The sequence below is a fragment of the Nesterenkonia sp. DZ6 genome, from assembly GCF_022565835.1.
Lineage (GTDB): Bacteria > Actinomycetota > Actinomycetes > Actinomycetales > Micrococcaceae > Nesterenkonia.
This window is the reverse complement of the sequence record NZ_JAJOYW010000002.1, coordinates 74572-93965: the sequence shown is the minus strand read 5'-3', so window position 1 is coordinate 93965 and position 19394 is coordinate 74572. Positions and strand designations below refer to the sequence as shown.

Below are 19394 nucleotides of genomic sequence, written 5' to 3'. Positions count from 1 at the left end.
AAACAATGATTGAGATTCTCAAGGGCGCTGCCTGCCACCCAACGCTGAGGGGTGGATTCTCCGGGCATCTCGAGGGCCAGACGGCCTGAGATGCACGGAGAATCCGCCCCTCAACGGGCTTTGGGTCAGGGGATCAGCGGAGGAAGAGCTTCTTCATCCGGTACGTGGTCAGCGCCAGCCCGGCGACGATCATCACGAGGTAGTAGCCGATGTGCACCAGGGTCAGGCCGCTGAAGTCCCAGAAGGCGATGTCGCGCATCAGCTCCACCGCGTGCCACAGCGGCAGCGCCTGGATGAACGCCTGGACCCCGACGGGGTAGACGCTGATCGGAAACAGCGTGGCCGAGAAGAGGAACATCGGCATCAGCACCATCATCATCCAGTCCATCTGCTGGAACCGGGTCATGAACGAGGTCACCGCCATCCCGACCGAGGCGAAGCCCAGGGCGACGAAGAGCGCGGTGAACCACATCAGCACCGCGGCCAGCGGGTCCACCAGTCCGCCGACCAGCAGCACGCCGAGGAAGCCCAGCGCGTAGAGCCCGCCGCGGAAGAGCGCCAGGCAGATCTCGCCCACTGCCACATCCACCGGGCCCAGCGAGGTGGACATCATGGTGCGGTAGAGCTTGGTGATCTTGAGCTTGAAGAACACGTTCCAGGTGGAGTCGAAGATCGCGCCGTTCATCGCCGAGACCGCAAGCAGCGCCGGGGCGATGAACGCGGCATAGCTGATCGTCCCGCCGCCGCTGAGTCCCACCTGCTCGGCGTCGACCCCGGCGATCATCGGGGAGATCCCCAGGCCGAAGGAGGTCAGGAACAGCACCGGCTCGAGCAGGCCGGAGAGGAAGATGACCCCGCGGTTGTTCCGGATCGCGGTCAGGCCGCGGCCGAACACCGCGCGGATGTTGCCGGAGTAGTAGTTCGCGCCGAACCCGCGGCGAAACGAGATCCGCGGGAGCTCGCCGCGTGACGCAGGAGCGGTCTCAGCGGCAGCCGAGCGTGCGACGTCGGACGCGTCCTTCACAGCGAGCCGGTCCTGGCGCCTGGCGTCGGCCTTGGCACCGGGGGTCCGGCCCCGCCACTCTTCCAGGCCCAGCCGGCGGGTGAAGATCCGCACCGTCACCAGCCAGGCTGTCACGGTGATGCCCAGCAGGTAGAGCACATGGACCACGATCAGCCAGGCCGGCGTGGGCTGGCCGAAGGCGAGCACCCGGCCCAGCTCATTGGCGTGCCAGATGGGGGAGAACCAGCCGAGGACCTGCAGGAAGCCCGGAAGGTTCGTCAGCGGATAGAAGGTGCCGGAGAACAGGAAGAGCGGCATGATGACGAACCGCTGGATCAGCGACATCTGCCCCTTCTCATCGCGCAGCGTGGACACGTACGCCATGATCGGCAGCCCGATCGCCAGCCCGCCCAGCATCGCGCTGACGATCATCAGCACTCCCAGCGGGGAGCTGATGGCGCCGAAGAGGTGGAGCACCACCGTGAAGACCGCCGCGTGGATGCCGAAGCGCACGCTGACCGCCAGGATGTGGCCCGAGGCGATCTGGCCCGGGCTCAACGGGGAGGCCTGGGCGCCGTAGTAGAGGCGCCGCCATTTGAACCCTTCCATCACCGGGAAGGTGAACTCGATGCCTGCGGCCATGGCCACGGTGGAGGCGAGGATCGCCGGGGCGATGTACATCAGGTAGCTGCTCGCGCCGTACTGGGCGAAGTCGCCGCCCTCGCCCACCAGCACGCCGAGGCCCAGGCCCATGGCCAGGATGTACATGATCGGCTGGCTCACCGAGGAGAAGATGATCACGGTGCCATAGGCCCGCATGCTGCGCAGCGTGCGCTCGGCCTGGTGCAGCGCGCCGAAGCGGCGGGCCCTGCCGGCCATCGCCTGCTTGTCCGCGGCGGGGCTGGCTGGGCCCTTCAGCGCGGGGTCCGCGGTCAGGGGATCAGTCGACAAGGGTCCTCCCGGTCAGTCGCAGGAAGACATCCTCCAGGGAGGAGCGGCGCACCAGAGACGTCATCGGACGCAGACCTGCGGCGTGGATCTGCTCCAGCGCAGATTCGGCGGAGCCGGCGTAGACGAGCAGCCGGTCGGGCAGCACCTCCACATGGCTGAAGCCGACGTCGCGACCCGCGGTCGCGGATCCATTCGAAGGCACCGGGTCGTTCGAAGACGCAGGACCGGGGGAGCCGAGCAGCGTGGTGAGCTGCTGGGCCTGCTCCTGGTTACGGTCCATGCCGAAGCGCAGCTCGAGCACCTCACGGGTCGAATGGTCACGGATCAGCCCAGCGGGGGAGCCCTCCGCCATGATCCGTCCCTCATCCACCACGATCAGGCGCTCGCAGAGCTGTTCGGCCTCATCCATATGGTGGGTGGTGAGCACCAGCGTGGTCCCGGATTCGCGCAGCCGGAAGAGCCGGTCCCAGAGGATGTGCCGCGCCTGCGGGTCCAGTCCGGTGGTGGGCTCATCGAGCAGCAGGATCTCCGGCTCGTTGACCAGCGCGCGGGCGATGGTCAACCGGCGCTTCATGCCGCCGGAGAGGTCCTCCACCCGGGAGGTCGCCTTATGGGTGAGCTGGGCGAACTCGAGCAGCTCTTCGGTCTTGGCGCTGAGCCAGCGGCGCGGCAGCCCGAAATAGCGGCCATACATGATGATGTTCTCCCGGACGCTGAGCTCCTCGTCCAGGTTGTCCTGCTGCGGGATCACCCCCAGTCGTGCCCGGACTTCAGGTCCGTTCTTCTCCGGATCCAGCCCGGCCACGGACATCGTGCCGGCGCTGCGCGAGGCCACGGCGGCGATCATCCGCATGGTGGTGGACTTGCCTGCGCCGTTGGGTCCGAGCAGGCCGAAGGACTCCCCCCGATTCACCGTGAAATCGATGCCGTCCACGGCGGTGAAATCGCCGTAACGTTTGGTCAGACCTGTGGCGCGGATCGCATGTTCGACGGGCATGAAAGGCAGTGTACTCGTGGTGAAGATCCCTGGTGAGAGCGCGATCGGCGCATTGTCGCAGAGTCTGTGCCCCGGAGAGGTTCATCCTTTGGGCCGATGTCTCGGGCAGTGTCATCCGCGAGAATGAACAGGTAGTTCCAACTTCTCGCGGCAGGTCCTCTTCGCGGCAGGTCTGCCCAGCACCTCTGAGCACGATGAAAGGCCATCAATGTCCACCCCAGTTCTCGAGACCGAGAACCTCGTCAAGGTCTACGGCAAGGGCGCAACCCGTTTCGACGCGCTCAAGGGCCTGACCTTCGAGATCCACGAGGGCGAATCTGTTGCCATCGTGGGCAAGTCAGGTTCCGGCAAGTCCACTCTCATGCATCTGCTGGCGCTTCTCGATGAGCCCACCTCCGGAGTCGTCGCGCTGGGCGGTGAGCCGGTGACCGCGCTGAAGCCCAAGAAGGTCTCCCAGCTGCGCAACGAGTCCTTCGGGTTCGTGTTCCAGCAGTTCTTCCTCAACCCCAACCAGACGGTGCTGGAGAACATCACCCTGCCGCTGAAGATCGCCGGGATGGGCAAGTCTGAGCGCAACCGTCGCGGCATGGAGGTGCTGGAGCAGCTGGACATGGCCGACAAGGCCAAGAACAAGGCGACCAACCTCTCCGGCGGCCAGAAGCAGCGGGCCTGCATCGCCCGCGCCCTGGTCAACAGGCCCGCGGTGCTCTTCGCCGATGAGCCAACCGGCAACCTGGACACCGTCACCTCGGAGATCGTCGAAGACATCCTCTTCGGGCTGCACCGTGATCACGGCATCACCCTGGTGGTCGTCACCCACGATGAGGACCTGGCCGCGAAGTGCCAGCGCCGGCTCATGATGCAGGACGGCGAGATCGTCGCCGAAGAGCACGGCGCCACGGGGGTGCACGCATGAGGTCAGTCGACGTCGCACGCACCGCGCTGGGCAACACCTTCCGCTCGAAGCTGCGCACCGCCCTGACGGTGGTCGCCATCGTCATCGGCTCCTTCACCCTGACCCTGACCTCGGGGCTGGGCGCGGGAGTCAACAAGTATGTGGACACGGTGGTCGCCGGCTTCGGCGGCTCTTCGCAGATGTTCGTCATGAGCACCGGCGCCTCTGACGCCGCGCCGACCGATGGTCCGGCCGAATACGACCCGGAGGCCGCAGCAAGTTCCGGCGGCATGTTCGGACCGGGTTCCGGCGGTGGTGTGCTCACCGACTCTGACATCGAGTCGATCGAGGAGATCGACAACGTCTCAGCCGTCGACCCGATGGTCTTCGTCTCACCTGACTACCTCGAGACGCCCGACGGTGCGCAGTACGCAATGGAGCTCGACGTGCCGGCGAATGCGCTGGGACTCGAGCTTGAAGCCGGCGAGGCGCCCGGTGAGGACGGGATGGAGCTCAGCATCCCGGCCGAGTGGCTCACCATCTTCGACACCGAGGACGCCGAACAGGTCCTTGGCGAGACAGTGCAGATCGGCATCAGCAATGTGACCGGTGAGCAGACCGCGGTGGAGGCCGAGATCGTCGGAGTCTCCGAGGAGGCGCTCTCCGGGATCGGAGCCACCCCCATGCCCTCACGGGAGCTGAACCAGGAGCTCAACGACCTCTCCATGGAGGGCTACGAGGGCCAGGCCCAGAACGCCTACACGATGGCGGTGGTCGACGTGGACGACCTCGAGGCCAATGAGCAGGGCATCAAGGACGCGCTCACCGAGCAGGACCTCCTCGGACTGACCGTGGAGGACCAGATCGGCGCCGTCCAGGGCGTGATCGACGCCGTCTCCTGGGTGCTCTCCGGATTCGGCCTGATCGCGCTGCTCGCGGCAAGCTTCGGCATCGTGAACACGCTGCTGATGTCGGTGCAGGAACGCACCCGCGAGATCGGTCTGATGAAGGCGATGGGCATGTCCAGCGGAAAGGTCTTCGGGCTCTTCTCCATGGAGGCCGTGGTCATCGGCATCCTGGGTTCGATCATCGGCGTGGTGCTCGGACTCGGGGCCGGGATTCTCGGCAACGCCTGGCTCACCGGTGACGGCGGCCCGCTGGGAGCAGTGGCCGGACTGACGCTCTTCGCGGTGGATCCGCTGGCCATCGCCGGGATCATCGCGCTGATCGTCTTCATCGCCTTCCTGGCAGGCACGCTTCCCGCCGCGAGGGCGGCGAAGAAGGACCCGATCGAGGCGCTTCGGTACGAGTGACGACGGCCCGCTGGGCCTAAGGTGAGTCGTGAACACAAACTGTGAACAAGGAGCAGATATGAGCAACCCTCCCTACGGAGACCAGCCCGCCGGCTTCCCCGGCAATGAGCCGGGCAGCCAGCCGGGCAGCCAGCCCGGCGGTTACGGCGGCAACCAGCCCGGCGGCTACGGCGGCAACCAGCCCGGCGGCTTCCCCGGTGGTGAGCCCACCTCGAAGTACGGCACCGACCCCTATGCGCCCGGCGCCTACGGCGGGCCGATCGCGGAGCCCAGGAAGTACAGCCTGCTCAAGACCCTGACCCTGGTCTCGCTCGCGATCTATGTGCTGAGCGCGCTGCCGGGGCTGTTCATGAGCGACGACCTGCTCCGGCAGGAACTGATGAACACCGCCGAGCAGCAGGGGGCGACCGGGCAGGAAGCCGCGGACTTGGCCGAGATGATGCTGGGCCTCACCACGGCCCTCGTCTGGGTCACACTGATCATCGGCGTCGGGCTGTACCTGCTGGTGTTCTTCGGACTCAGGAAGAACAAGAACTGGGCACGGATCACCGGCATCGTCTTCGCGATCCTCGGCATCCTGTTCACCCTGTTCGGCGTCATCGGCGCCGACCTGCTGACACTGGTGCTCGTGCTGGTCCACGTGGGCGTCGCCGTCTACTGGCTGGTGCTGGCCTTCAGCACCGAGGTCAAGACCTACCTGGCACAGTTCCGCCGGTAGTCATCACTTCTCGCTCTGCGGGGGCGCTCCTTCACGGGGGCGCCCCCGCTCTGCGTCAGCGGGCATGTCACGGGACACCTCGAGGGCGAGTCGCGAGAGTGTTGCGGCGATAGGGTGAACGGGTGAATCAGACCTCTGCCATGGGCAGCTCGCGCCGCATGATGACGGCGATGTTCCTGCCGCTCTTCGCGGCGCTGCTGAGCATCAGCATCGTCAACGTCGCCCTGCCCGCCATCGAGGAGAGCCTCAGCGCCACCTCGGCGGATCTGCAGTGGGTGCTCTCCGGCTACGCGCTGGCCTTCGGCATGGCGCTGGTCCCTGCAGGCCGCGCGGGAGACATCTGGGGCCGACGCGGCCTCTTCATGTTCGGCGTGGTGCTCTTCGGGGCCGCCTCCCTGGGCGCCGCGCTGGCGATGAACCCGCTGGTGCTCAACCTTGCCCGGGTCTTCATGGGGTTCGCAGCCGGCATCCTGACCCCGCAGATCATCGGGATGATCCAACGTCTCTTCACCGGACCCGCGCGCGGGCGGGCCTACGGGATGATGGGCACCATCATCGGGGTCGCAGTAGCTGCGGGGCCCGCGCTGGGCGGACTGATCATCGACACCACCGGGTCAGACCTCGGCTGGCGGATGACCTTCCTGATCAACGTCCCGGTCACCGTCATCGCGCTGATCGCCATCGTGCGCTGGCTCCCGAAGACCCTGGACGACGCCGAGGCGCTCAGCCCCGCTGATCTCCCCGATCCTGCCGAGCGACCTGGGCCCGCCGCGCCGGGGGCCGCCAGCCCCGTGTCGGCCGCCCGAGGCATCGCACGGCTGGACCCGCTAGGAGTGGTGCTGCTCAGCATCGCGGTGCTGCTGCTGATGCTGCCCTTCATCGCGTTCCGCAGCCTGCTCGGCGGGCTTCTGGCCGTGGCCGGCCTCGGCGTGCTGGTGCTGTGGGCGCTCTGGGAGCGCAGGCTCGGCCGCCGCGACGCAGCAGCCCCGATGGTCAATCTGTCGCTGTTCACCCTGCCCAGCTACACGCTGAACTCGCTGGTGCTGGGCCTGTACTTCGCGGGCATGCCGGCCACCTGGGCGGTGGTCGCGGTCTACGTGCAGCAGGGCCGCGGGGAGGGTGCGCTGATCGCCGGGCTGGTCACGCTGCCCAGCGCCGTGATGGTCATGCTGCTCTCCTCGCGGGTGGGCCAGGCGGTGGACCGCAAGGGCCCCCGCATGCTGGTCAGCGGGACCATCTCCGGCGTCGTCGCGATGCTCTCACTGGCGGGCGCCGCCGCACTGATGGTGACCCCCTACGGGTCGCTGTGGCTGATCGGGGCAGCGCTGGCGGTCGTCGGGCTCTCCCAGGCGCTGATCATCCCCAGTGCACAGACGCTCTCGATGCGGGAGGTTCCAGAGTCCATGGCGGGAGCCGCCGGGGGCGTGGCGCAGACGGCGCAGCGGGTGTCCACCGCGATCGGCATCGCGGTGGTCACCGGCGTCTACTTCTCGGTCAGCGCCGAGCAGGGCCACCAGTCAGCAATCGTCACCAGCTCCCTGGTGATCGCCGGACTGATGCTGACCTCGGTGGCGGCTGCGCTCTTCGCCGCCCGGCGGGCCCGGCAGGCGCTGGAGAACCCGGTCAGCGCAGGCGGGTGACCGGGCGCAGATCCTTGCCGGTCACATAGGCCGGGGCGCCCGCGAAGATCTCGGCGCGCTCGGGGGAGTCCTCCCAGGCCTGCTCCGCCTGCGCGAACTCCTCACGATCACCGAAGCGGCTGACGAACCAGGTCAGCTCGTCCATGCCGTCGGAGAGCCAGATCGACTCCACCGTGAACCCGCGCTCCTCCCGCGCCGGAATGACCTTCTTGGTCAGGAAGCTGACGAACTCCTGCGCCAGCGCCGGGTCCAGCGCGTAGCGGCGCATGTATGTGGTGCGCTCGGGTGCATCCGCGGGGCGGGAAGTCTCGGGTTGTGCGGCCATCAGGTCCTCCTGGATCGTTGGGACAGCTCTGGGCGACGTTCCTGACCATCATTTCAGACGTGAGCGACGCTCGGATGATCAGGTTTCACCCGGTCTGCGGCAGGAAACCTGTGCCAGGACGAGGGCGATTCGCCATGACGCCGTGATCGCAGGGATAATCAGGCGCATGAGTTCTCAGCAGTCACTGCCCACAGGCGGCGCATCTGGCGCGCAAGAAACCCTCAAAAACTTCGGCCGGCGCACCTCCGGCATCAGCTTCGCGGTGATGATCACCGTGCTGCTGGTGGCGCTGGTCTTCGCCGCGAACCAGAACGACGTGATCGGCTGGATCATCGCCGTCATCGCCGGAGGCTGGCTGCTTCTGGCCACCGTGCTGGTGATCTCGGTGCGCACCGGAGCCAAGAAGTTCGGCCAGACGCTGGACTCGGCGCGCGCCGACGCGGCCTCCCGCCGTGCCGACACGCTCGGCGGCACCGCCGTGGTCGACGAGGACACCCACGCGCGGAACCTGAAGCTCGATCACTCCTTCAAGATCGTCCAGGTGCAGAAGCGGGTCATCACCCAGGAGCTCGCCAAGGGTGGCGAGGCTGACCTGGCGATGGTGGACCGGGCGCTGGACACCATCGAGATGACCGCCGGCAACGGCCGAGACATGCTCTCCGAACACGTCGGCCGCGGCGCAGGCGACACCGGGCAGGATCACCGCGGCGGGTCCAGTCAGCATCGCGAAGGCGACGCACGCCGCGCGAAGAACCGCAACAACGACGACGACCGGCCCATCACCGGCGAGATCGTCAACTGAAAGGACCCGACGTGACCGAGACTTCCAACGGCGCAGCGACTTCCGCAGAAGCACCAGACTTCGGTGAGCACCCGCACCGCATCGTCGATCCCAAGCCCGACCAGCAGACCCGGATCGCCTCGGTCAACGTCAACGGGATCCGCGCGGCGCACCGCAAGGGCATGGGTGAATGGCTGGCAGAGCGCGAGATCGACATCCTCGCGCTCCAAGAGGTCCGGGCCGACGAGGAGATCCTCACCAAACTCGTCACCGACATGACCGAGCCCCTGGGGGAGACCTGGCACGTCCACGAATATGAGGCCGCCGACAAGGGTCGGGCCGGCGTCGCGATCATCTCGCGCAACGCACCGATCGCCACCCGCAACGGCATCGGCGAGGGGCATCCCGAGGACGACGGCCGCTGGATCGAAGCCGACTATGAGCTCGGCGACGGCTCCACGCTGACCGTGGTCAGCGTCTACGTGCACTCCGGCGAGGTGGGCACCACCAAGCAGGAGCACAAGATGCGGTTCCTGCAGTACATGACCGAGTACCTGCCGAAGCTGGCCCAGCGCACCGATCACCTGCTGGTGATGGGAGACCTCAACGTGGGCCACCGTGAGCTGGACATCAGGAACTGGAAGGGCAACGTGAAGAACTCCGGCTTCCTGCCCGAGGAGCGCGCCTACTTCGATGCCTATTTCGGTGAGCTCGGCTTCTGCGACGTCGCCCGTTCCCTGGCCGGCGAGGTCGAGGGGCCCTACACCTGGTGGTCCTACCGCGGGAAGGCCTTCGACAACGACACCGGATGGCGGATCGATTACCACATGGCCACCCCGGGCCTCGCCGAGCTGGCCGGCAACCTGCAGGTCGACCGGGCGCAGGACTACTCGCTGCGCTGGTCCGACCATGCCCCGCTGGTGGTGGACTACAAGCTGCCCTGACGCCGGGCTGCACGATCCAGGGCTCTTCCGGCCACGGTGAGCCCGCTTCCCGCATTGCGGCGGACAAGCCGCTAGCCTGACTCGTGACCCGACACTCTGCGGCACGACACTCTTCCCGACGACACGAAGGAACTGCTGTGACTGAGCGCGTACTCTCCGGGATGCAGCCCTCGGCTGACTCCCTGCACCTGGGAAACTATCTGGGAGCGCTGGTCAACTGGGTGAAGATGCAGGAGCGCTACGACGCCTTCTTCTTCATCCCGGACATGCACGCGATCACCGTGCACCAGGACCCGGCCGAGCTGCGCACCCGGGTGCGCCGGACCGCGGCCCAGTACATCGCCGGGGGCCTCGACGTCGAGCGCTCCACGGTCTTCGTGCAGTCCCATGTTCCCGAACACGCCCAGCTGGGCTGGATCATGACCTGCCTGACCGGAATGGGGGAGGCCGCGCGGATGACCCAGTTCAAGGACAAGTCGGCCAGAGAGGGTGCCGACGCGGCCGGCGTCGGGCTCTTCACCTACCCGATGCTGCAGGCGGCAGACATCCTGCTCTACCAGCCCCACGGGGTGCCGGTCGGGCAGGACCAGAAGCAGCATGTGGAGCTCTCGCGGAACCTGGCCCAGCGCTTCAACCACCGCTATGGGGAGACCTTCCGGGTGCCGGAGCCGCTGATCCCGGACGCCGGGGCGCGGATCTATGACCTGCAGAATCCCACTGCGAAGATGTCCAAGTCCGCCGCCTCGCCCGCCGGGCTGCTGAACCTCATGGACACCGACAAGCAGATCGCGAAGAAGATCAAGTCAGCAGTGACCGACGACGGCACCGAGATCCGTTTCGACCAGGCCGAGAAGCCGGGGGTCTCGAATCTGTTGAGCATCTATTCCGCGCTCACCGACCGCCCGGTGCTTGAGATCGTCGAGGAGTATCAGGGCCGGATGTACGGCCATCTGAAGGTAGAGCTGGCCGAGGTGGTCGTGGCGAAGCTCGGCCCGATCCGTGACCGCACCGAGGAGCTGCTCGAAGATCCGGCGCAGCTCGACGCGCTGCTGGCCACCGGCGCCGCGAAGGCGCGGGCCGTGGCGGGGGAGACCCTCGCCGAGGTGTACGACAAGGTCGGCTTCCTCCCGGCGAGCCCGCAGTGAGCCGACAGTGAGCCTGCGGTGAACGAGGACCCCTCCAGGCTGCGACCACGGACCGGCGGGCACGGTCTGATCGCCGGACACGCGCGAGCCGCCGCGAAGGCGATGAATGATCGCGAGGAGGTCTCGGGGATGGTCAACCCGCTGGACCTCGAGGCTCTGCGGCGTCGAGAGGTCAAGGCCCGACGCGCCCGGGGCCACGCCCGCAGGGAGGGTCGCGGCCGCGCATCCATGTTCGGGCCGACCGTGTTCTGGGGGCTCACCCGACTCGACACCACCCGCGGGATGCGGATCCTGAACCTCTTCCTGTTCCACTACGGAACGGTGATGGCCGCCGGTGCGGCGTACATGATGTTCTTCTCCGTCTCGGCCGCGCTGGTGGCCGGGTTCTCCGTGGCGGGCCTCGTCATCGGCGGGAACAAGGAGCTGCAGAACACGATCGTGGATCTGACCAATGATGCGTTGCCCGGGCTGATCGGCGAAGACGGGCTTGCCACGCAGGAACAGCTCTTCGACACCGGGGGCTTCGGCCTCACCCTGGTGGTCTCGCTGCTGGTGGCTATGGTGGCCTCGCTGAGCTGGATCAACGGGCTGCGTTCCGGGATCCGAAGCATCTTCGACCGTCCGCTCATGGATGAGAACGTGCTGGTGGTCAAGTCTCGGGACCTCGGGGTGATGCTGCTGCTGGGCACGATGCTGTTGGCCGCCACAGCCACCAGCCTGATCTCAGAATCGGTGCTGGAGTTCAGCGAGCGGGTGCTGGGCTGGAACCTGAACGTGCTTCAAGGACTGGTCGGCACCGTGATCACACTGGCCGTGCCGCTGATCCTCGACGTGCTGGTCGCGATCCTGATCTTCCGCGTGGCCTCACGAGTGGTGATGCCGGTCTCGGTGCTCTGGCGGGCGGCGCTGCTCGCCGCCGTCGGCTCCTCGATGCTGCGCCAGCTCTCCACGTTCCTGCTCAGCGGGGTCGAAGGCGGAAACCTGATCGTGTCATCCTTCGCCACAGTGCTGGGCTTCTTCATCTACTTCTTCCTGCTCAGTCTGATCTACCTGCTCTGCGCGTCCTGGGCGGCGCTGGCCACCGATGCCCGCAGCCGCCGTCTCGGACCCGTCGCGGCCGCCCGCTGAGGCGGCGCAGGGGTGCTTCAGCGCCGGACGGTGCGCGGGAAGAGCGAATCGACCACGTGGCGAGCCGCGTCCCGGGGCTCACCTGACCAGGGGAAGTGGTGCATCGAGACCATCGGGCTGGCGTTGATCTCGAGCACCGAGGCTGCGTGGACGTCGCCGTCACCGCGGGGCAGCAGCACGTCGAATCCGACGATGCGGAGTCCGCGCAGAGCCCGCGCCGCGCGCTCCACGAGTTCACGCTCCTCGTCGCGAATCTCGTCCGTGGCGTCGACCGCGTCTCCTCCCGTATGCAGGTTAGAGGTGCTTCTCAGGTAGACGCGCTCCGCCGCCCTCGGGACCGTGTCGGGCCGGTAGCCGTGGCGGTCCAGGTACTCGCGCGCGACGGCGTCGATGACCAGGTCCTTGTGGATCGGGCCGCGGTCGCGGTTCTTCGCCCTGACCAGGTCGCTGATGCTGGTGCGCCCGTCGCCGAGCACGCTTGCGGGCCGGCGCTGGGTCGCCGCCACCAGGCTGCCCTCGACCACCAGGCAGCGGTGCTCCACTCCGGTGTAGAACTCCTCCACCAGGATCTGGCTGCTCGCTGCGGCGACCCGGTGGAAGGCCGTGTGAAACTCTTCCTCGGTCGCGATGCCGGCGTGGACGTTCTGGCCCTGCCGACCGTTGTGCGGCTTGATCACGCTCCTGGTGAAGGGCGACGCCCAGGCCCAGGCGCGCGCAGACTCCGAGACGCCGAAGACCGCGTTCTCCGGGGCGCTGATCTTGAGGTCGCGGAAGAGACGGCTGGCCACGTCCTTGTAGGAGGCGATCTTCTTGAGCAGGTCATCGTTGTGGTTCGTGCTTCCGCCGGCCCAGGTGCGCATGCGCCCCTGGTGCTCCAGCACCATCCGGCTGCTGCTGGTGGCCCTGCGCACGGTGATGCCACGGTCCAGGGCCTCCGCGGCCACGACGATGTTCGTGAAGTTCGTCCGGCCCACTCCGACATCGATCAGATGTCGGGCGGCCTCGTCGTATCTGTCCATGAGCTCACCTAACCGGTTCCGGGAGGGGGATGTAAAAAGAGGTGGGGCGAAGGGCGCATCGACCGCGCCCGCCACCCCACCTCTTGATGAGCGGGTACTACATGCTGCGGGTCAGCACCGCACGCTTGACCTCTTGGATGGCCTTGGTGACCTCGATGCCGCGGGGGCAGGCGTCGGTGCAGTTGAAGGTGGTGCGGCAGCGCCACACGCCCTCTTTGTCGTTGAGGACCTCCAGGCGCATGTCGCCGGCGTCGTCGCGGGAGTCGAAGATGAACCGGTGTGCGTTGACGATGGCCGCCGGACCGAAGTACTGACCATCGGTCCAGAAGACCGGGCAGGAGGAGGTGCAGGCGGCGCAGAGGATGCACTTGGTGGTGTCGTCGAAGCGCTCGCGCTCCTCCGGGGACTGGATCCGCTCGCCGGTCGGGGCCGGGGAGTTGTTCACCATGAAGGGCATGATCTCGCGGTAGGACTGGAAGAAGGGCTCCATGTCCACGATCAGGTCCTTCTCCACGGGCAGACCCTTGATCGGCTCGACCAGGATCGGCTTGGAGGTGTCCAGGTCCTTGAGCAGCACCTTGCAGGCCAGCCGGTTGCGACCGTTGATGCGCATGGCATCGGAGCCGCAGACGCCGTGGGCGCAGGACCGGCGGAACGTCAGGGATCCGTCGATCTCCCACTTGACCTTGTGCAGGGCGTCCAGCACACGGTCGGTGCCGTACATGGTGATCGTCCATTCGTCCCAGCGGGCGTCGTCGGAGAACTCCGGGTCATAGCGGCGCACCTGCAGAGTCACGTCAAAGCTGGGGACCTCCCCGCCGCCGGTGCTCTGGGCCAGGTCGATCTTGGAAGCGGGCTCTGCGGCTTCTGTGGTGGGGGTGCTCATCAGTACTTACGCTCCATCGGCTCGTAACGGGTGAAGACGACCGGCTTGGTGTCGGCGCGGATCCCGTGCGTGCCCTCAGTCGAGGACTCGGTATCCAGGTACATCATCGAGTGGAGCATGAAGTTCTCGTCATCACGCTCCGGGAAGTCCTCGCGGTAGTGTCCGCCGCGGGATTCCTTGCGGTGCAGGGCTGCCACGGTCATGACCTCGGCCATGTCCAGCAGGAAGCCGAGCTCCACGGCCTCGAGCAGGTCGAGGTTGAATCGCTTGCCCTTGTCCTGGATCTGCACGCCCTTATAGCGTTCGCGCAGGTCAGCGATGACTGCGAGGGCTTCCTTGATGGTGTCCTCGGAGCGGAACACCTGCATGTTCGCGTCCATGGTCTCCTGCAGCTCCGAGCGCAGGGTGGAGACGCGCTCTCCGCCGGTGCTGGCACGCATCGCGTTGAGCTGGTTCTCGGTGAACGCCGTCGGGTTCTCCGGCAGCTCCACGAACTCAGCGGTGGCGGCGTACTCGGCGGCGGCCAGGCCGGCGCGCTTGCCGAACACGTTGATGTCCAGCAGCGAGTTGGTGCCCAGGCGGTTGGAGCCATGCACCGAGACGCAGGCGACCTCGCCGGCGGCGAAGAGGCCGGGCACGATGGTGTCGTTGTCCTGCAGGACCTCAGACTTCACCGTGGTGGGCACACCGCCCATGGCGTAGTGGCAGGTCGGGAAGACCGGCACCGGCTCGGTGTAGGGCTCCACGCCGAGGTAGGTGCGGGCGAACTCGGTGATGTCGGGAAGCTTCGCATCGATGTGCGCCGGCTCCAGGTGGGTCAGGTCCAGCAGCACGTAGTCCTTGTTCGGACCGGCGCCGCGGCCTTCACGCACCTCGTTGGCCATCGACCGGGCGACGATGTCACGCGGAGCGAGGTCCTTGATCGTGGGGGCGTAGCGCTCCATGAAGCGCTCACCCTCGGAGTTGCGCAGGATGCCTCCCTCGCCGCGAGCGGCTTCGGAGAGCAGGATCCCCAGCCCGGCGAGGCCGGTCGGGTGGAACTGCACGAACTCCATGTCCTCCAGCGGGATGCCTGCACGGTAGGCCAGGGCCATGCCGTCGGCGGTCAGCGTGTGCGCGTTGGAGGTGGTCTTGAAGATCTTGCCCAGACCGCCGGTGGCAAAGACCACGGACTTGGCCTGGAAGACGTGGATCTCACCGTTGGCCAGATCATAGGAGACGACGCCGGCCGTCTTCTTCTGCGTGTAGGTGGTGCCGTCTTCACGGGTCACCTCTTCGTCCACGGTGAGCAGATCGAGCACGTAGTACTCGTTGTAGAACTCGACGTTGTGCTTCACGCAGTTCTGATACAGCGTCTGCAGGATCATGTGACCGGTGCGGTCAGCGGCGTAGCAGGCGCGGCGCACGGCGGCTTTGCCGTGGTCGCGGGTGTGCCCGCCGAAGCGGCGCTGGTCGATCTTGCCCTCGGGGGTGCGGTTGAAGGGCAGGCCCATCTTCTCCAGGTCGAGCACGGCGTCGATGGCCTCTTTGGCCATGACCTCGGCTGCATCCTGGTCCACCAGATAGTCCCCGCCCTTGACGGTGTCAAAGGTGTGCCACTCCCAGTTGTCCTCTTCGACGTTGGCCAGTGCGGCGCACATGCCGCCCTGTGCCGCGCCGGTGTGGGACCGGGTGGGGTAGAGCTTGGTCAGCACGGCAGTGTGGGCGCGCTGGCCGGACTCGATGGCCGCGCGCATTCCGGCGCCGCCGGCGCCGACGATGACGACGTCGTACTTGTGAACCTGCATCAGCTTGTGGCTCTCTTTTCTTGGTGTTCGGAAGCATGAGAACGCGCAGAGGTGCGCACCGGGGTGGACCCGGTCGGCATCAGACGTTCTGGCAGAAGGAGGGTGACGACTCGAGGAGCTGGCCGGAGTTGTCGAGCAGGCAGGGCTCGAAGGTGAAGATGACCATGGTGCCCAGCACGATGATGACGATCACCGAGAGGTAGAGGATGGACTTCAGCCACATCCGCGTGGAGTCCTTCTCGGCATAGTCATTGATGATGGTGCGCATGCCGTTGCCGCCATGGAGCATCGCCAGCCAGAGCATGGCCAGGTCCCAGAACTGCCAGACCGGGTTTGCCCACTTGCCCGCGACGAAGCCGAAGTCGATCTGGTGGATGCCCTCGCCGACCAGCAGGTTCACTGCAAGGTGGACGAAGATCAACACCACGAGAGCGGCGCCGGAGACGCGCATGAAGACCCAAGCGGCCATCTCGAAGCTGCCGGACTTCGAGGACCCGCTGCGCAGGTACTTGGGGTCGATCCGCCCGGAGCGGGGAGCCTCGATGCCCTGGGCGGGCAGGAGGGCGTCAGATTTAGTGGTGGTCATTTTCAGAACCCTCCCCAGCCTTCGAAGAACAGCATCAAGTGGCGGACGGTGAATCCGATCATCGTGATGACCCAGAGGCCCATCACGGTCCACAGCATCTGGCGGTGGTAGCGGGTGCCCTGGGACCAGAAGTCGACCAGGATGATCCGCAGACCGTTGAAAGCGTGGAAGACGATCGCGCCGACGAGGCCGATCTCACCGACGATCATGATCGGGTTCTTATACGCGCCGATCACCGCGTCGTAGGCCTCTGGCGATACTCGCACGAGAGACGTGTCGAGTACGTGGACCAGGAGGAAGAAGAAGATCCCGACACCCGTGATCCGGTGTCCTACCCAGGACCACATACCTTCCCGGCCTTTATAGAGGGTGCCCTTTGTCTGCGTCACCTGTCATTACCTCCCTGCATCGTTGCATGGCGTTCCGCGCCGCACAGTTACGTACGTATGTTCTTCGCTGCGGCGGTGCGGAAACCGTGACGCCGGCGCGAGTCTGTTGTCAGTTACCAGACTAGAGCACCGCGGCAGCCGATGCGGCTCGTGGTGCGCTCCAGGAGGCTTTGTTGCGCGGCTCGGCGCACACCTGATCCAGGCTCGGAGGCGAAATGACAGTCCGATCCAAATGACTTCTACAACGTGTAGAAAAGCCGCAATGTGAGGACGCAATTCCGAAATGAGCTCTCAGGCCAGCGGACGCGAGTCTCGTCGCCCTGACCGCATGCCGTCTCGCAGCTCGTCTCGCGGCTCCCCGCGCAGCTTCTCTCGCAGGCTCCGCGGGCGGGCCGGTGCGTCCCCGAGGCGCACCCGACGCGCACCCGACCGCGCACCCGCTGCGCGGCTGGCCTGGCTGAGCGGCCGATGGGTCTACCCTGGGGAGGTGACTTCACAGGCAGCTTTGGACAAGTTCTACACGGTGATCCCCGCGGGCGGAGTGGGCACGCGACTGTGGCCGCTCTCGCGGGCCAGCGCCCCGAAATTCCTCCACGACCTCACCGGCTCGGGCACCACGCTGATCCGCGGGACCTACGAGCGGCTCGCGCCGCTGACCGGCAGGCGCGTGATGGTGGTCACCGGAGAGTCACACCGTGAAGCCGTGCGGGTGCAGATCCCCGAGCTCGATGAGAACGACCTCGTGCTCGAATCCGAGCCCAAGGACTCCGCCGCCGCCATCGGGCTGGCCGCGGCCATCCTGCACCTGCGTGACCCCGAGATCATCATGGGCTCCTTCGCCGCCGACCAGGTCATCGCCCCGGTGGAGATCTTCCAGGAGGCTGTGCGCGAGGCCGTGGCCACCGCTGCGACAGGCAAGATCGTCACCATCGGCATCGCCCCCACCCACCCCTCCACCGGCTTCGGCTATATCCGCCGCGGCGCCGCTCTGAAGGTCGACGGCGCCCCGATCCAGGACGCCCCGAACGCCCGGGACGTCGCGGAGTTCGTCGAGAAGCCCGGCCAGGAGCTCGCCGAGAAGTATGTCGACTCCGGAGAGTACCTGTGGAACGCCGGGATGTTCGTGGCCCCGGTTGCGCTGCTGCTGGACCACCTCGCTCGGGCGGAGCCGACGCTCTACGCGGGCCTCATCGAGATCGCCGCCGCCTGGGGAACACCGCAGCAGACCGAGGTCACCGCGCGGGTCTGGCCCGAGCTTCCCAAGATCGCCATCGACTACGCCGTGGCCGAGCCCGCCGCGGCCGCCGGCGATGTCGCCGTGATCCCCGGGAACTTCACCTGGGACGACGTCGGTGACTTCGCCGCCATCGCCCGGCTGAACCCGGCACGGGAGCAGGAGTCGATGACCGTGCTGGGGGAGAAGGCCCGGGTCTACTCGGACCAGTCCTCCGGCGTCGTCGTCTCTGACACCCAGCGCGTGGTGGCCCTGATCGGAGTCGAGAACATCGTCGTGGTGGACACCCCCGACGCGCTGCTGGTGACCACCACCGACCACGCGCAGTCGGTCAAGCAGGCCGTGGAGGCGCTCAGAGCGCAGGGAGAATCCGATGTCCTCTGAGCCTGCTCGCCGCACGGTGATGCTCAAAGCCGCCCACGCCTCGGCCGCCGAGGTCGTCGATGATCTCGAAGCGACGCTGGTCGCGATGCGTCGGGACCTGCACGCCCATCCCGAGCTGTCCTGGAAGGAAGAGCGCACCACGGAGAAGCTCGCCGCCGCGCTGCGCGCCGTCGGGCTGGAGCCGGAGCTGATGCCAGAGACCACCGGGCTCTACGTGGACGTCGGCGCCGGCGAGTTCGCTGCCGGATTCCGCGGGGACATCGACGCGCTGCCGGTCGGCGAGCTCACCGACCTGCCCTTCGCCTCCACCCACCCGGGCGTCACCCACGCCTGCGGCCACGACATCCACACCACCGTCGCACTCGGCGTCGCGCTGAGCCTGCAGCAGCTGCACCAGCACCGGATCACCGACGGCGACCCGGCGGGTCTGGGCGCCAAGGTCCGCGTCATCTTCCAGCCCGCCGAAGAGACCATGCCCGGAGGTGCTCTGGAGATGGTGCGCCAAGGCGTGCTGGAACCGCTGCCCCGGATCTTCGCGCTGCACTGCGACCCGCGCATCGAGGTCGGCATGATCGGGACCCGCATCGGCGCGATCACCTCCGCTGCCGACGTGGTCCGGATCAACGTCACCGGCCGCGGGGGTCACACCTCCCGGCCCCACCTGACCGAGGACATGGTCTCCGCCCTGGCGCACATCGCCTCCACCGTCCCCGCCGTGCTCTCCCGCCGCGTGGACGTGCGCTCCGCGGTCTCGCTGGTCTGGGGCCAGATCGAGGCCGGCAGCGCGCACAACGCGATCCCCTCCAGCGGCACCCTGGTCGGGACCATGCGGATCCTCGACGCCGAGGCCTGGCGCGACGCCGGCAAGCTCCTCGATGAGATCGTCGAGCAGGTCGCCGCCCCCTGGGGGGTGGACGTGGAGCTGGAGCACATCCGCGGCGTGCCTCCGGTGATCAACAATGAGCGCGAGACCACACTGCTGGAGCACGCCGGCCGCGAGGTGCTGGGCTCCGAGGGACTGGAGCTGGCCCCGCAGTCCATGGGCGGGGAGGACTTCGCCTGGATGACCCAGGAGCTTCCCGGGGCGATGTTCCGGCTCGGGACGAAGACCCCGGGCGGCATCGACTTCGATCTGCACCGCGGCGACTACGTCCCGGACGAGCGATGCATCGGCTACGGCACCAAGATCATGGTCACCACGGCGCTCAGCGCGATCAACGAGCTCCGCCGGGACTAGCCTCCTCCCGACTCGCCTGCGCCTGCGACATT

Annotated in this window: 18 protein-coding genes; 10 read left to right on the top strand and 8 right to left on the bottom strand. The window is 67.1% G+C overall.

Annotated elements, in window-relative coordinates; genetic code table 11:
- Positions 1–133 precede the first annotated feature (133 nt).
- Positions 134–1954 (bottom strand): ABC transporter permease, encoded by a 1821-nt coding sequence (locus LTH93_RS06045; protein WP_241470408.1) that lies wholly within the window; start codon positions 1952–1954, stop codon positions 134–136.
- Positions 1944–2951 carry an ABC transporter ATP-binding protein gene (locus LTH93_RS06040; RefSeq protein ID WP_241470407.1) on the bottom strand — a complete coding sequence of 336 codons (1008 nt, stop codon included), beginning with the start codon at positions 2949–2951 and terminating at the stop codon, positions 1944–1946. Before LTH93_RS06040 ends, LTH93_RS06045 begins: the two co-directional genes overlap by 11 nt.
- A 208-nt stretch (positions 2952–3159) precedes the next feature.
- On the opposite strand from LTH93_RS06040, the gene LTH93_RS06035 reads away from it, so the two are divergent.
- From LTH93_RS06035 to LTH93_RS06020, 4 genes are all read left to right on the top strand, one after another.
- On the top strand, positions 3160–3867 hold the full coding sequence (locus tag LTH93_RS06035; RefSeq protein WP_241465185.1) for an ABC transporter ATP-binding protein: 708 nt from the start codon (positions 3160–3162) through the stop codon (positions 3865–3867).
- Positions 3864–5159 carry an ABC transporter permease gene (locus tag LTH93_RS06030; protein ID WP_241465184.1) on the top strand — a complete coding sequence of 432 codons (1296 nt, stop codon included), beginning with the start codon at positions 3864–3866 and terminating at the stop codon, positions 5157–5159. Before LTH93_RS06035 ends, LTH93_RS06030 begins: the two co-directional genes overlap by 4 nt.
- Before the next feature lie 58 nt (positions 5160–5217).
- On the top strand, positions 5218–5877 hold the full coding sequence (locus LTH93_RS06025; RefSeq protein WP_241470406.1) for a DUF4064 domain-containing protein: 660 nt from the start codon (positions 5218–5220) through the stop codon (positions 5875–5877).
- Positions 5878–5999: 122 nt separating this feature from the next.
- A complete protein-coding gene (locus LTH93_RS06020) occupies positions 6000–7517 on the top strand; it encodes an MFS transporter (protein WP_241465182.1) in 1518 nt (505 codons plus the stop codon).
- On the opposite strand, the gene LTH93_RS06015 is transcribed toward LTH93_RS06020, so the two are convergent.
- A complete protein-coding gene (locus LTH93_RS06015) occupies positions 7501–7842 on the bottom strand; it encodes a hypothetical protein (RefSeq protein WP_241465181.1) in 342 nt (113 codons plus the stop codon). The two genes, LTH93_RS06020 and LTH93_RS06015, sit on opposite strands and share 17 nt — an antisense overlap.
- Positions 7843–8008: 166 nt before the next feature.
- Here LTH93_RS06015 and LTH93_RS06010 point away from each other — a divergent pair, with 166 nt between their 5' ends.
- From LTH93_RS06010 to LTH93_RS05995, 4 genes are all read left to right on the top strand, one after another.
- Positions 8009–8644 (top strand): hypothetical protein, encoded by a 636-nt coding sequence (locus LTH93_RS06010; protein WP_241465180.1) that lies wholly within the window; start codon positions 8009–8011, stop codon positions 8642–8644.
- Between the two features lie 161 nt (positions 8645–8805).
- Positions 8806–9567 carry an exodeoxyribonuclease III gene (locus LTH93_RS06005; protein ID WP_241470663.1) on the top strand — a complete coding sequence of 254 codons (762 nt, stop codon included), beginning with the start codon at positions 8806–8808 and terminating at the stop codon, positions 9565–9567.
- Positions 9568–9704: 137 nt separating this feature from the next.
- Positions 9705–10712, top strand: a complete 1008-nt coding sequence (gene trpS / locus LTH93_RS06000) for a tryptophan--tRNA ligase (protein WP_342357815.1) — start codon at positions 9705–9707, stop codon at positions 10710–10712.
- A gap of 18 nt (positions 10713–10730) precedes the next feature.
- Complete coding sequence (locus tag LTH93_RS05995) at positions 10731–11840, top strand: YihY/virulence factor BrkB family protein (RefSeq protein ID WP_241465179.1); 1110 nt, start codon at positions 10731–10733, stop codon at positions 11838–11840.
- 17 nt (positions 11841–11857) lie between these two features.
- Here LTH93_RS05995 and LTH93_RS05990 read toward each other — a convergent pair whose 3' ends face one another.
- The 5 genes from LTH93_RS05990 to sdhC form a co-directional block, all read right to left on the bottom strand.
- On the bottom strand, positions 11858–12859 hold the full coding sequence (locus tag LTH93_RS05990; RefSeq protein WP_241470405.1) for a hypothetical protein: 1002 nt from the start codon (positions 12857–12859) through the stop codon (positions 11858–11860).
- Between the two features lie 97 nt (positions 12860–12956).
- Positions 12957–13745 carry a succinate dehydrogenase iron-sulfur subunit gene (locus LTH93_RS05985; RefSeq protein WP_241465177.1) on the bottom strand — a complete coding sequence of 263 codons (789 nt, stop codon included), beginning with the start codon at positions 13743–13745 and terminating at the stop codon, positions 12957–12959.
- Positions 13745–15532 carry a succinate dehydrogenase flavoprotein subunit gene (gene sdhA / locus LTH93_RS05980; RefSeq protein ID WP_241465176.1) on the bottom strand — a complete coding sequence of 596 codons (1788 nt, stop codon included), beginning with the start codon at positions 15530–15532 and terminating at the stop codon, positions 13745–13747. The genes LTH93_RS05985 and sdhA overlap by 1 nt, the downstream gene beginning before the upstream one ends.
- 79 nt (positions 15533–15611) lie before the next feature.
- Positions 15612–16118, bottom strand: coding sequence for a succinate dehydrogenase hydrophobic membrane anchor subunit (locus LTH93_RS05975; RefSeq protein ID WP_241465175.1), 507 nt, complete (start codon positions 16116–16118; stop codon positions 15612–15614).
- A gap of 2 nt (positions 16119–16120) precedes the next feature.
- Positions 16121–16507, bottom strand: a complete 387-nt coding sequence (gene sdhC / locus LTH93_RS05970; RefSeq protein WP_342357756.1) for a succinate dehydrogenase, cytochrome b556 subunit — start codon at positions 16505–16507, stop codon at positions 16121–16123.
- 487 nt (positions 16508–16994) lie between these two features.
- On the opposite strand from sdhC, the gene LTH93_RS05965 reads away from it, so the two are divergent.
- Positions 16995–18125 (top strand): mannose-1-phosphate guanylyltransferase, encoded by a 1131-nt coding sequence (locus LTH93_RS05965; RefSeq protein WP_241465174.1) that lies wholly within the window; start codon positions 16995–16997, stop codon positions 18123–18125.
- Positions 18126–18144: 19 nt separating this feature from the next.
- Positions 18145–19362: an amidohydrolase gene (locus LTH93_RS05960; RefSeq protein ID WP_241465559.1), complete on the top strand. Its 1218-nt coding sequence runs from the start codon at positions 18145–18147 to the stop codon at positions 19360–19362.
- Positions 19363–19394 lie beyond the last annotated feature (32 nt).

Excerpts from the sequence above, each read along its gene's own strand:
- LTH93_RS05990 (WP_241470405.1), bottom strand. The coding sequence starts at position 12,859 with ATGGACAGATACGACGAGGCCGCCCGACATCTGATCGATGTCGGAGTG.
- LTH93_RS06010 (WP_241465180.1), top strand. The coding sequence starts at position 8,009 with ATGAGTTCTCAGCAGTCACTGCCCACAGGCGGCGCATCTGGCGCGCAA.
- LTH93_RS06015 (WP_241465181.1), bottom strand. The coding sequence starts at position 7,842 with ATGGCCGCACAACCCGAGACTTCCCGCCCCGCGGATGCACCCGAGCGC.
- LTH93_RS06005 (WP_241470663.1), top strand. The coding sequence starts at position 8,806 with ATGGGTGAATGGCTGGCAGAGCGCGAGATCGACATCCTCGCGCTCCAA.
- LTH93_RS06035 (WP_241465185.1), top strand. The coding sequence starts at position 3,160 with ATGTCCACCCCAGTTCTCGAGACCGAGAACCTCGTCAAGGTCTACGGC.
- LTH93_RS06030 (WP_241465184.1), top strand. The coding sequence starts at position 3,864 with ATGAGGTCAGTCGACGTCGCACGCACCGCGCTGGGCAACACCTTCCGC.
- sdhA (WP_241465176.1), bottom strand. The coding sequence starts at position 15,532 with ATGCAGGTTCACAAGTACGACGTCGTCATCGTCGGCGCCGGCGGCGCC.
- LTH93_RS06040 (WP_241470407.1), bottom strand. The coding sequence starts at position 2,951 with ATGCCCGTCGAACATGCGATCCGCGCCACAGGTCTGACCAAACGTTAC.
- LTH93_RS06025 (WP_241470406.1), top strand. The coding sequence starts at position 5,218 with ATGAGCAACCCTCCCTACGGAGACCAGCCCGCCGGCTTCCCCGGCAAT.
- LTH93_RS05960 (WP_241465559.1), top strand. The coding sequence starts at position 18,145 with ATGCTCAAAGCCGCCCACGCCTCGGCCGCCGAGGTCGTCGATGATCTC.
- LTH93_RS05985 (WP_241465177.1), bottom strand. The coding sequence starts at position 13,745 with ATGAGCACCCCCACCACAGAAGCCGCAGAGCCCGCTTCCAAGATCGAC.
- LTH93_RS05975 (WP_241465175.1), bottom strand. The coding sequence starts at position 16,118 with ATGACCACCACTAAATCTGACGCCCTCCTGCCCGCCCAGGGCATCGAG.